The sequence below is a fragment of the Haemophilus haemolyticus genome, assembly GCF_003351405.1.
GTDB classification, from domain to species: Bacteria; Pseudomonadota; Gammaproteobacteria; order Enterobacterales; family Pasteurellaceae; genus Haemophilus; species Haemophilus haemolyticus_N.
This window is the reverse complement of sequence record NZ_CP031240.1, coordinates 1,197,367-1,210,052: the sequence shown is the minus strand read 5'-3', so window position 1 is coordinate 1,210,052 and position 12,686 is coordinate 1,197,367. Positions and strand designations below refer to the sequence as shown.

11 protein-coding genes are annotated in these 12,686 nt (G+C 39.0%); 8 read left to right on the top strand and 3 right to left on the bottom strand.

Translation table 11 applies throughout. The annotated features are described in order from the left end of the window. Positions 1–22: 22 nt before the first annotated feature. Both recN and DV427_RS06110 read right to left on the bottom strand, forming a co-directional pair. Complete coding sequence (gene recN / locus DV427_RS06115) at positions 23–1,699, bottom strand: DNA repair protein RecN (RefSeq protein ID WP_114891659.1); 1,677 nt, start codon at positions 1,697–1,699, stop codon at positions 23–25. Between the two features lie 111 nt (positions 1,700–1,810). After that, on the bottom strand, positions 1,811–2,701 hold the full coding sequence (locus tag DV427_RS06110) for an NAD(+) kinase (protein WP_032825633.1): 891 nt from the start codon (positions 2,699–2,701) through the stop codon (positions 1,811–1,813). A gap of 100 nt (positions 2,702–2,801) precedes the next feature. Between DV427_RS06110 and grpE the strand changes: the two genes are divergently transcribed. The 4 genes from grpE (at position 2,802) to DV427_RS06090 (ending at position 7,699) form a co-directional block, all read left to right on the top strand. Next, complete coding sequence (gene grpE, locus DV427_RS06105) at positions 2,802–3,398, top strand: nucleotide exchange factor GrpE (protein ID WP_162790273.1); 597 nt, start codon at positions 2,802–2,804, stop codon at positions 3,396–3,398. A gap of 317 nt (positions 3,399–3,715) precedes the next feature. Further along, on the top strand, positions 3,716–5,839 hold the full coding sequence (gene nrdD / locus DV427_RS06100) for an anaerobic ribonucleoside-triphosphate reductase (protein ID WP_114891657.1): 2,124 nt from the start codon (positions 3,716–3,718) through the stop codon (positions 5,837–5,839). Between the two features lie 118 nt (positions 5,840–5,957). Next, on the top strand, positions 5,958–6,818 hold the full coding sequence (tesB, locus tag DV427_RS06095) for an acyl-CoA thioesterase II (protein WP_114891656.1): 861 nt from the start codon (positions 5,958–5,960) through the stop codon (positions 6,816–6,818). An 11-nt stretch (positions 6,819–6,829) separates the two neighbouring features. Beyond that, positions 6,830–7,699 carry a ferritin-like domain-containing protein gene (locus DV427_RS06090; protein WP_114891655.1) on the top strand — a complete coding sequence of 290 codons (870 nt, stop codon included), beginning with the start codon at positions 6,830–6,832 and terminating at the stop codon, positions 7,697–7,699. A gap of 76 nt (positions 7,700–7,775) precedes the next feature. Here DV427_RS06090 and cysS read toward each other — a convergent pair whose 3' ends face one another. After that, complete coding sequence (gene cysS / locus DV427_RS06085; RefSeq protein WP_114891654.1) at positions 7,776–9,155, bottom strand: cysteine--tRNA ligase; 1,380 nt, start codon at positions 9,153–9,155, stop codon at positions 7,776–7,778. Between the two features lie 102 nt (positions 9,156–9,257). On the opposite strand from cysS, the gene DV427_RS06080 reads away from it, so the two are divergent. The 4 genes from DV427_RS06080 to DV427_RS06065 all read left to right on the top strand — a co-directional run bounded on the left by DV427_RS06080 (position 9,258) and on the right by DV427_RS06065 (position 12,669). Beyond that, complete coding sequence (locus DV427_RS06080; RefSeq protein WP_005634038.1) at positions 9,258–9,767, top strand: peptidylprolyl isomerase; 510 nt, start codon at positions 9,258–9,260, stop codon at positions 9,765–9,767. 54 nt (positions 9,768–9,821) lie between these two features. After that, on the top strand, positions 9,822–10,610 hold the full coding sequence (locus DV427_RS06075) for a TatD family hydrolase (protein ID WP_114891653.1): 789 nt from the start codon (positions 9,822–9,824) through the stop codon (positions 10,608–10,610). A 111-nt stretch (positions 10,611–10,721) separates the two neighbouring features. Beyond that, positions 10,722–11,849, top strand: coding sequence for an acyl-CoA dehydrogenase family protein (locus tag DV427_RS06070; protein WP_114891652.1), 1,128 nt, complete (start codon positions 10,722–10,724; stop codon positions 11,847–11,849). 13 nt (positions 11,850–11,862) lie between these two features. After that, the gene (locus DV427_RS06065; RefSeq protein ID WP_114891651.1) at positions 11,863–12,669 is read left to right on the top strand and encodes a phosphate/phosphite/phosphonate ABC transporter substrate-binding protein; all 807 of its coding nucleotides are present in this window, start codon (positions 11,863–11,865) and stop codon (positions 12,667–12,669) included. Positions 12,670–12,686: the final 17 nt, after the last annotated feature.

Sequence of the window (12,686 nt, the reverse complement as noted above, 5' to 3'; positions counted from 1 at the left end):
AAAATAGTAATTAAATCCCATTTTAATGAACTAAATCTAACATTTCCTGTGCATTGGCTAAGGCTAATTCTGTAATTTCACTTCCGCCCAAGAGTCTTGCCAAGGCTGGTACACGTTCAGCTTGTGAAAGTGCGGTCATTTGTGTTTCGGTTTTATTATCCACAGTAAATTTTTCTACATTGAACTGATGGTGGCCATGACAAGCAACCTGTGGCAAGTGGGTTACGCATAATACTTGGCAACGTTCACTTAATTGACGTAAAAGTTTTCCGACAACACTGGCTGTTTTTCCGCTAATGCCCACGTCCACTTCATCGAAAATTAACGTTGGAATAGCCGATTGATCAGAAGTTAAAACTTGAATCGCTAAAGAAATACGAGAAAGCTCACCACCAGAGGCAATTTTAGCTAACGGTTGAGGTTGTTGACCTAAATTACTACGCAAAGTAAAAATTACATTATCCGCACCGTTTGATCCTACTTTATCTAAATCCGTATTCAACTCTACATAAAATTCAGCATTTTCCATTGCAAGTTGTTTTATCGACTGTGTGACATTCTGCGCTAAGCGAGCTGTAGATTGCTGACGACTTGCAGTTAATGCTTTAGCCGTTGCTTGCATTTGTTCAAATGCGAGTTTTTCTTGCTCAATCAACATCTCTTCACTTTCAGAAAAATCTAAAAGTGCGGTTAATTCTGCTTTTAATTTTTTGTGATGTTCCACAAGATCTTCAGGTTTAACTTGATGTTTACGAGCAAGTTGTAAAGTCTGACTAATTCTTTGTTCGATTTCCTGTAAAAGTTGAGGATCTTGCTCGATATTACTTGATAAATTTCGCACTTCACTGGTTGCTTCTTGCACTTGAATCAACGCATCATTCAACATACTTTGCACTTCAGCATATTGCGGATCAAGTTCAGCTAATTCATCAATATATTGTATCGCACGATAAAGCAAGCTATCGATATTTACCGTGTCATTTTCACTTAAAATTTGCAGGGCTGATTGAGAAAGTTGAGTTAACTGTTCACTGCTAGATAAACGACGTTGTTCATCTTCTAATTCCAAATATTCATTTGGTCGAAGGTTAAACTCATCTAACTCATCCACTTGATACTGTAAAAGTTGTTTACGTGCTTCATTTTCTGCCACTTTTTGTTGAAAGGTTTTAACTTGATTTTGAAGATTTTTCCATGCCTGATAATCTTCACGCATTTTCACAAGTAATTCAGGATGAGCGGAAAAATTATCAACTAACTGAAGCTGATAGTCATTTTTTAGCAATAATTGGGAAGCGTGCTGCCCATTAATATGAACAAGATATTGACCAATTTCTTTTAATTGGGAAGCGGATACTGGTGTACTATTAATAAAAGCCTTAGAACGTCCGTCTGCATTAATTATGCGACGTAAAATACATTCAGTTGGATTATCTGGATCTTGTAATTCTTGCTCACTCAACCAGTGATAAGCAGGATTTTTCGATTCTAGTTGGAAAGTTGCACAAATTTCTGCACGTTCTTGTCCTTCACGCACCATTGAGGTTTCCACTCTCTGTCCGAAACATAAACCTAAAGCATCAATGGCGATAGATTTTCCAGCACCAGTTTCCCCAGTAATAACAGACATTCCTTTCGCCAATTCGATATCAAGCTGGCGAACAATCGCAAAATTATTGATAGTAAGTTGAGTAAGCATAGCAAAATCCTTTAACTGTATATTAATCATATTACAACTGATTTAATTTACAGTAAAGGATTTTTTTACAGTGTTTTAACGATACACTTCGACTATGCTTTTTTATAAAAATTAAAATGATTTCAACCAACCTAATTTGGTACTTAATACATTGTAATAATTATAATTTTTTAGATGAAGCAATCTGAGTTTATGCTCACTTTTTTGAATATGAACCACGTCATCAGGCGTAAAAGGTAAGGCTATTTGACTATCACAACCCACTTCCAATTGAGAGGTATTATGCTCAGCAAAACGAATCGATATTTTGCTATCACCATCAATAACAAGGGGACGAGAAGTTAATGTATGCGGAAACATTGGCACTAGCGCAATGGCATTAAGGTTCGGTGTCAAAATAGGTCCACCAGCGGAAAGAGAATAAGCCGTAGAGCCTGTTGGAGTAGAAACAATTAATCCATCAGAACGTTGGGAAAATGCAAACTTATCATTGATATATACATGAAAATCGATCATATGCGCAATTTTCGCAGGGTGGATAACCGCCTCATTCACCGCATTACCTGTCGATACAATTTCACCTGCACGCTCAATTTTTGCTTCTAATAAAAAACGTTCTTCCACAAAGAATTCACCACGCTCTAAACAAGCTTCAAGTTGAGCATAGGCATTTTTCGGGTCAATATCTGTTAAAAATCCCAAATTACCACGGTTGATACCAATCAATGGAATATCATATTTTGCTAATACGCGAGCACGCCCCAACATATTGCCATCACCACCAATCACGATAACCAACTGTGCTTGGCAACCAATTTCATCAAGTGTTGCAAGATTTTCTGCAGGAAGCCCCAGTTTTTCAGCAACATCTTTTTCCATCATTACTTGATAACCGCGTTCCGTTAACCAGTGAAACAAATTTTTGTGCATTTGTAGGTTGATGTCATTTCTAGGTTTTCCTACAAGCCCAATGGTTTTAAAGGAACGATATAAATTATTCATAAAATAAACCGCACTTGAATTTAACATTTTCGTCATTATATAGTTTTTTGTTAGACTATAGCTAACGACTATGGCGAATTTTGTATTTACGGAGAAAAAAATGTCAGAACAAGAACAAAAAATTGAAACCCCAGAAGTAGAAAAGCAAGAAGACTCTGTCGTGGAAGAAACACAACAAGCAGAGCCTTCTCAAGAACTTGATCCTTTAGAAGAAGCAATTGCACGAGTGCAAGAACTTGAAGAGCAGCTAAAAACTCAAATAGAAGAAGCAGCAAACAAAGAACAGGATATTTTACTTCGCTCTCGTGCTGAAATTGAAAACCTTCGTCGTCGAACTGAACAAGACGTAGAAAAAGCACATAAATTCGCATTGGAAAAATTCTCAAAAGACATTTTGAATACTATCGATAACCTAGAGCGTGCCCTTGCTACTCCAGCAAATAAAGAAGATGAAAGCGTAAAAGCCTTATTTGACGGCGTAGAACTGACCTTAAAAGAATTAGTTTCAACCGTTGGTCGTTTTGGTGTGGAAGCTGTAGGTGTTGTCGGAGAAACATTTAATCCTGACTTACATCAAGCCATTTCAATGCAACCTGCTGAAGGCTTTGAAAGCAATCAAATTAGCGTAGTATTGCAAAAAGGCTACACCTTAAATGGTCGAGTCATTCGCCCAGCGATGGTAATGGTGGCCGCTTAAGCCATAAGATAAAAAAGAGCGGTCGATTTTTCGGCCGTTTTTTATATCCATCAATAAAAATTATATGATTAATTTTATTGTTTCCCCTCCCTTTCCGTTTTAAAAATAAAAACTTTGATCTCGCTCACAAAATCAAAAAATATTTGAGAAAAGTTCTCAACAACTTAATTTGATATTTTTTTAATAAAATCAATCTTTAACAAAATTCTCTTGCAATAAAATGCCTAAAAACACTACATATTGTGTGTTGATTATCTTTTTAGATCTATATATAGTGCAGTCCGCATTTCAAAAACACTATATATTGGAGCTATATTATGAGTAACTTTGGGGTCATCAAGCGCGATGGTTCTCGTGCGGAATTTGAGATTCAACGTATCATCAATGCCATTAAAAAAGCCGCAAGTGCGGTCAATATTTCCGATGAATTTTATTGCCACCAAATTGGGCAAGAAGTAGGCAATGAAATTTTCACCCATCATCAAGGCGAGATTGATATTAATCAGATTCAAAAAATCGTTGAAGATAAATTAATGGCAAGTCGTTATCCTGAGGTTGCTCGTGCGTATATCGAATATCGTCATGATCGTGATTTAGCGCGAGAAAAACGTAGTCAGCTAACAAAAGAAATTGAAGGTTTGATTGAACAAAGCAACGTAGAATTACTTAATGAAAACGCCAATAAAGACGCGAAAGTGATTCCAACACAACGTGATTTGCTTGCCGGGATTATGGCCAAACATTATGCCAAACACCATATTCTTCCACGCGATGTGGTGGAGGCTCACGAAAAAGGGGAAATTCATTATCACGATTTAGATTACGCGCCGTTCTTCCCAATGTTTAACTGTATGTTAGTTGATTTAGAAGGGATGCTTTCTCATGGTTTCAAAATGGGCAATGCGGAAATCGAACCCCCTAAATCTATCGGCACCGCAACGGCAGTGACAGCACAAATTATCGCCCAAGTCGCCAGCCATATTTACGGTGGCACAACCATTAACCGTATTGATGAAGTGCTTTCCCCTTATGTGCAAATCAGTTACGAAAAACACCTCAAACATGCCCAAGAATGGAATGTGCCTGATGTTGAAGGCTATGCAAAAGCATTGATTGAAAAAGAATGTTTCGATGCCTTCCAATCTTTAGAATATGAAGTGAATACACTACATACTTCGAATGGACAAACACCATTTGTGACCTTTGGTTTTGGTTTAGGTACAAGCTGGCAATCCCGCTTAATTCAGCAAGCTATTTTGAAAAATCGTATTCGTGGACTAGGAAAAAATCATAAAACGCCTGTATTCCCAAAACTTGTTTTCACCATTAAAAAAGGCTTGAACCAAACTCAAGGCGATCCAAATTACGATATCAAACAACTCGCATTGGAATGTGCATCAAAACGTATGTATCCAGATATTCTCAATTACGATCAGGTTGTCAAAGTCACGGGCTCTTTTAAAGCCCCAATGGGATGCCGTAGCTTTTTAGGTGCATACGAAGAAAACGGCCACGAAATTCACGATGGGCGTAATAATCTGGGGGTAGTGAGTTTGAATTTACCGCGTATTGCGTTGGAGTCTAAAAACGAAGAAGATTTCTACCGCACTTTAGATGAACGTTTGGCTATTGCGAAAAAAGCATTAATGACACGTATTGCCCGCCTTGAGAATACCAAAGCTCGCGTCGCTCCTATTATTTATATGGAAGGCGCATGCGGAGTGCGGTTAAAAACGGATGAAAATGTGGCACAAATTTTCAAAAATGGACGCGCCTCTATTTCGCTCGGCTATATCGGTATTCACGAAACCATTAATGCGCTATATAACAAAGGACATATTTTTGATGATGAACAATTACGCGAAAAAGGCATTGCGATTGTTCGCCACCTTAGCGAGGCAGTTAAACGCTGGCAAAAAGAAACAGGATATGCCTTCAGCCTTTACTCCACGCCAAGTGAAAACTTATGCGACCGCTTCTGCCGTCTAGACACCAAAAAATTTGGAGTGATTGAAGGGGTAACGGATAAAGGCTACTACACGAATAGTTACCACTTAGATGTAGAAAAGAAAGTGAATCCTTACGATAAACTAGATTTTGAAATGGCATATCCCCCACTCGCTAGCGGCGGTTTTATTTGCTACGGTGAATATCCAAATATTCAACACAACTTAAAAGCATTGGAAGATGTGTGGGATTATAGCTACGATCGCGTGCCTTACTACGGCACAAACACACCGATTGACGAATGTTATGAATGTGGTTTCACTGGCGAGTTTGAATGTACCAGCAAAGGTTTTGTTTGCCCGAAATGTGGCAATCACGATAGCACAAAAGTGTCTGTCACTCGCCGCGTATGTGGCTATCTAGGCAGCCCTGATGCCCGCCCATTTAATGCGGGAAAACAAGAAGAAGTGAAGCGGAGAGTGAAACACCTTTGATTTAACTCTCTAACAATAGCACGCGTTTTTTAATGCGTGCTTTTTGTTTACAACTTTGGCATTCCCCAAAATCTCCGCTAAAATAACCGCACTTTTTCTTATCCTCGAGGAAAGCAATATGTCAGATATTCTCAATAACCTCATTCATCTCCTTAAACTTGAAAAAATTGATGATTTAATCTTTCGTGGAGAAAGCCAAGATTTAGGTTTTCGCCAAGTATTTGGCGGGCAAGTGGTCGCTCAAGCATTATCAGCGGCAATGCAGGTGGCGCCAGAAGATCGCATTTTACATTCTTGTCATGCCTATTTTCTTGCCCCTGGAGACAGCCAATATCCGATTATTTACGATGTGGAAACCTTGCGCGAAGGGCGTAATTTTTCTGCATTACGCGTAAAAGCCATTCAACATAAAAATACCATTTGTCATGTAACCGCTTCTTTCCAAGTGCCTGAAAAAGGTTTTGAACATCAAAATACCATGCCGAATGCTGGCGCACCTGAAGACTTTACGGATGAAAATGTGATGCTACAAAAAGTAGCTCAAACCTTGCCAGAACCACTCAATGAAAAATTTGCAGCAGAGCGTCCATTTGAGGTATGTACCAAATATTTGAATAACCCATTTAACGGGACAAAATTGCCTGCGGAGCAATATTCGTGGTTTAAAACCAATGGTGAAACGCCGCTTGATATAAAAATTCAGCAATGTTTATTGACTTATTTTTCCGATTTTCACTGTATTTTGACCGCACTTCATCCGCACGAAAAAGGCTTTTTACAAAAAGGAATGAAAGTGGCAACCATTGATCACAGTATTTGGTTCCATCGTCCGTTTGATTTAAATCACTGGCATTTGCACGCAATTGAAAGCAATAATGCGTTTGGCGGTCGTGGTTTGGCACGAGGGCAGATTTTCTCGCAAGATGGTCAATTAATTGCAACAACACAACAAGAAGGCTTGATCCGTTTTAACGAATAAGAGAGAAAAAAATGACCGCACTTATTACACAATTTTGGCAACAAGTTGAAACCGCACTGAAAACAGCAAATCCACAAGAAAAATGTCGTTTAGTCAATGATCTCTACGATAATCTTCTGCCACAAATTCAGTTGATAAAATTAGAAGATTTTCCCGAAATCATGCCACAAGATAATATTGCCGCTTTTCCTGAAAAACCGCTCTTAGTTGCACCGAAAGATGTGCCAAAACGTTCTTTTGCCACAAAAGAAGGCTATGCTGCCACATTGCACGCTATCGCACATATTGAGTTTAATGCGATTAATTTAGGCTTAGATGCGGCTTGGCGATTCGGGCGTAATGCACAAGAAGAACTTGGCGAAGGTTTGGCTTTTGTGAAAGATTGGCTGCGTGTCGCTCGTGAAGAAAGCACGCATTTTTCCTTAGTCAATGAACATTTGAAAACATTGGGTTATCAATATGGTGATTTTGAAGCTCATGCTGGATTATGGGAAATGGCGCAAGCCACCGCGCACGATATTTGGGAACGAATGGCGTTAGTTCCTCGTGTATTAGAAGCTCGGGGCCTCGATGCAACACCTGTTCTGCAAGAGAAAATCGCACAACGTAAAGATTTTGCCGCAGTGAACATTTTGGATATTATTTTGCGCGATGAAATTGGCCATGTGTATATCGGCAATCATTGGTATAACGCACTTTCTAAAAAACGTGGTTTGGATGCGATGAAATGCTTTACTGAGCTGTTACACAAATACCGTATTGTAATTTTTAAAGGTGTAATTAATACCGATGCTCGTATTCAAGCCGGTTTCACGCAGCATGAGTTGGATTGGATTTATGAAGTGGAACAAACCTTGAAATCCTATATTAAGAAATCATGAAAGAACAAAAGACTAAGTTCTATTACATTCTGAACTTAGTCTTTTTAATTTAATGAAAGTGATTTAACATTTGAACTTATTGCTTACGCCAAGTTGTTCCATTCGGACCATCTTCTAATACGATACCCATAGCGGTAAGCTCATTACGCGCTGCATCTGCGGCAGGCCAATCTTTAGCAGCACGGGCTTCATTGCGTTGTTTAATCAGTGCTTCAATTTTTGCCACTTCATCATCGTCAGAACCTGCTTGTAAGAATTTTTCTGGATCTTGTTGAAGTAATCCTAAAATTGCCCCCAATTCACGCAAACGTGCAGCAAGCCCATTGGCTTTCTCAGCATCTTCTGTTTTTAACTTGTTAATTTCACGCGCCATTTCGAATAAAACAGAAAGTGCATTTGGCGTATTAAAATCATCATCCATTGCTTCATGGAAAGTTTCGACAAAATTTTCCCCGCCAAAAGCAACCGCACTTTGCTCTGTTCCGCGTAAAGCCGTGTATAAACGTTCCAACGCACCTTGCGCTAAATTCAAGTTTTCTTCGCTATAATTGAGCTGGCTACGATAATGTGCCGTTAATAAGAAATAACGTACAGCCTCTGCATTATAGTGATTTAATACATCACGAATAGTGAAGAAATTGCCGAGGGATTTCGACATTTTTTCTTTATCCACCATAATCATGCCGGAATGGATCCAATAATTAACATATTGTCCACCATGCGCACAGCAAGATTGTGCAATTTCATTTTCGTGGTGAGGGAACATTAAATCAGAGCCACCGCCATGAATATCAAAATGTTCACCAAGCTGTTTGCAGTTCATCGCTGAACATTCAATGTGCCAACCTGGACGCCCTGCACCCCAAGGAGAAGACCAACTTGGTTCGTTTTCTTTCGACATTTTCCAAAGCACGAAATCCATTGGATTTTTCTTGATTTCATTGATTTCAATACGTGCACCGGCTTGTAATTGCTCAAGATCTTGACGAGATAATTTGCCGTATTCTTTAAAGCTTTCCACATCAAACATCACATCGCCATTATCCGCAACATAAGCATGTCCGCGTTTAATTAATTTTTCCACAATTTCAATAATTTCTGGAATATGATGCGTAGCGCGAGGTTCAAAATCAGGGCGTAATACATTAAGTGCATCAAAATCTTTATACATTTCCTGCACCATACGATCCACAAGTTGATCGCAGGTTTCTTTGTTTTCTAACGCACGTTTAATAATTTTGTCATCTACGTCCGTAATATTGCGCACATAAGTTAAATCGTAACCCAAAGAACGCAAATAACGGGCAATCACATCAAAGCACACAAAAGTGCGTCCATGACCGATATGGCACAAATCATAAACAGTGACGCCACAAACATACATTCCCACTTTATTTTCGTGGATAGGTTTAAAGATTTCTTTTTCTCTCGTTAAGGTATTGAAAATTTTTAGCATTTTTAAGCTCGTAAAATGAAATAAAAACAAACCGCACTTTTATAGCACTTTTACCTCGATTGTGGAATAATACGACCCTTAATTTTTCAGAAGGAAAACAAAATGGTTACGTTACACACAAACTTTGGCGACATTAAAATTAAATTGGATTTTGATAAAGCTCCAGTTACAGCAGAAAACTTCTTAAATTACTGTAAAGACGGTTTTTATAATAACACAATTTTTCACCGTGTTATTGATGGCTTTATGATTCAAGGTGGTGGTATGGAAAGCGGTATGCGCGAGAAAGCAACTAAAGCACCAATCCAAAATGAAGCGAACAATCGTTTAAGTAACAAACGTGGAACCATTGCAATGGCTCGCACTTCAGATCCACATTCTGCGACCGCACAATTTTTCATTAACGTGGCAGACAACGATTTCTTAAATTATCGTTCAAAAGAAATGTTTGGCCGCGAAGTCGTTCAAGAATGGGGCTATGCGGTATTTGGTGAAGTGGTTGAAGGGATGGATGTTGTTGATAAAATCAAAAAAGTGAAAACAGGCAACAAAGGCTTTCATCAAGATGTTCCAACTGAAGATGTAGTGATTACATCGGTTTCAGTAGAATAATTGTGAATGGCGGATGAATTCCGCCATTTTTTATCAACCTAAAGGAAAATGCTCATGCCTTTCTTCGACACTCACACGCATCTCGATTATCTCCAACAATTTACTGGGGAGCCTTTGTCACAGCTTGTTGATAATGCTAAGCAAGCCGATGTGCAAAAAATACTGATTGTGGCGGTGAAAGAAGCTGATTTTAAAACAATCAAAAATATGACCGCACTTTTTCCTGATAATTTGTGCTATGGGCTTGGGCTCCATCCTCTTTATATTCAAGAACACGCCGAAAATGATTTGATTCTGTTAGAACAAACCTTAAAAAATCGTGATGCAAATTGCACGGTGGTGGCAGAAATTGGTTTGGAACGCGCGATTCCCGATTTGCTCACCGATGAACTTTGGGCAAAACAATGTCATTTTTTTGAAAGCCAACTTTATTTGGCAAAACAGTTTAATTTACCCGTCAATATTCACAGTCGAAAAACCCATGATCAAATTTTTACTTTTTTAAAACGTATTCCATTATCCAAACTTGGCGTGGTACACGGTTTTTCAGGAAGCTACGATCAAGCAAAACGCTTTGTTGATTTAGGTTATAAAATCGGGGTTGGCGGCACTATCACTTATGAACGCGCCAATAAAACTCGTCAAGCGATTGCAAAGCTACCACTTGACGCCTTAGTGTTGGAAACAGACAGTCCAGATATGCCTGTATTTGGTTTTCAAGGCCAACCTAATCGACCAGAACGTATTGTGGAAAGTTTCAAAGCCCTTTGCACCTTAAGAAATGAACCGGCTGAATTGATTAAAAAAGTCACATGGGAAAATGCTTGCCAGATTTTTTCTTGATCCACATCACATTACTGAAATTATTTTGAATTAAATACTAGAAAAAAGAAACTGAGCATAATAATATCCGCCTTGTAGAAAGTTTTTCTCAACACACAATAAGGATATATTATGTCGCAAATCTATACTCAGGTGAGAAAGTTAGCGGAACAGTTTATTGAGCCTTACGCCGACGAACTCGATCAAAAAAAAGAATTTCCTGTTCAGGCATTTAAGGAATTAGGTAAAGCCGGTTGGTTTTCACTTTTAATTCCGAAAGAATACGGCGGAATGGGATTAACCCTGAAAGAACATGCTGAAGTCTGTATGGCGTTAGCAGAAAGTTCAGCCTCTGCTGGTCTCTGTTACATGATGAGTAATGTTGCAGTGAATTGTTTAAATCTATTCGGCAGCAATCAACTCAAACAAAAAATCTTTTCTGACATTGTTCAAAATCAAACCTTTGCCGCACTCGCCTATAGTGAATTAGGCACAGGTACTCACTTCTATATTACCGATGCAACCGCACAATTTAATGCTGAACATGCAGTATTCAATGGCTTAAAATCCATGGTGACATCGGGCAATTATGCATCTTATTATTTAGCGCTTTTGCCTTCGGAAAATGGTGAAACTATTGATAACTGGGTGCTTCCACTTGGTACTCAAGGCTTAACTTTTGAAGCCGATAGCTGGAATGGCTTAGGTATGCGTAGCAATGTCTCTTGCTTTATGCGAATGACCGATATGCCATTAGATCGTAGCTGGCGTATTGGTGAAGTTGGCACAGGCGCAGAACAAGTATTTGGTGGCATTGCACCAGCCTTTATTTGCGGTTTGGCAGCTGTCTATAGTGGCGTCTGTAAAGCCGTGCTTACTGACGCAATTAAACATTCAACACACCGTAAATACACATCTGGCACTGCATTAGCTGAAATCGAAACCGTGCAAATTCACTTAGCTAAAATCTATGCAAATACAAACGCTGCTGTATGTGCTACGCAAGATGCGGCTCGTGCAGCCACAGAAGGTGATGCTGATGCATTAGCTAAATTATTAGCTGCCCGAATTCTTGCGAGCGAAAATGCGATTACCCTTGCACAAATTGGTATGCGTATTGGCGGTGGTAAGGCCTATAACAAAATGGGGCCAATGGAACGCTATTTACGCGATGCATTAGCAAGTCAAGTGATGGCACCAAGTGTCGATGTGCTAAATATTTGGTTAGGTAAAGCCATTACAGGTCAACAAATTCCATAAAGTGCGGTGAAAAATGAGTGAGAAATTAAAAATTGGGGCGGTAATCTACGCCCCACAAGTGACAGTGATTTGGGGAATTATTGCAGACTTTTTCGAAAAAGAAGGCTTCCCTATTGAACCCGTGTATTTCAAAGACTACAAAGGACAAGTTGATGCGTTACTCAATAATGAAATTGATGTGGCGTGGAACTCACCTCTAGCTTGGCTAGATGGTTACTTACGTAGTGGCGGTAAAACCTTAAATGGTGCCATGCGTGATACCGACCAAGATCGTCAAAGCTATTTAGTTGTTAATGACCCAACTATCCAATCGATTGAAGATTTAAAAAATAAAACTATTGCTTTTGGTGCGATTGATTCTCCACAAGCGCGGTTAATTCCAATCGAGTTTTTACATCAACATGGCTTAGAGTTTGGTCAAGATTATGTAGAAAAACGCTTTGATGTGGGTGTTGGTTTGCACGGCGATCATGTAGGCGGTGAATTAGATGCAGCTAATGCATTAAAAGATCGCCAAGTCGCGGCAACATGGATGTTAGATTTCAACTTTGAACGTTGGACAAAAGATGGCACACTCGATCCAGCAGCAGTTCGAGTACTCGCAAAAACACCATCATTTGACCATTGTATTTTTAGTGGACGCGTGGGATTAGATGAAACCAAATTCAATGCATTCACCGAAACCTTGTTCAAAATGGATTACAACAATCCAGAACATAAAGAAATGATGGATTTGGAAGGATTAAAACGTTGGGTTGCGGGTAGAACAAAAGGTTTTGCTCAATTACAAGCTGCCAATGAATATTTAAAATTCTTGTAATATCAATATGTCATGAT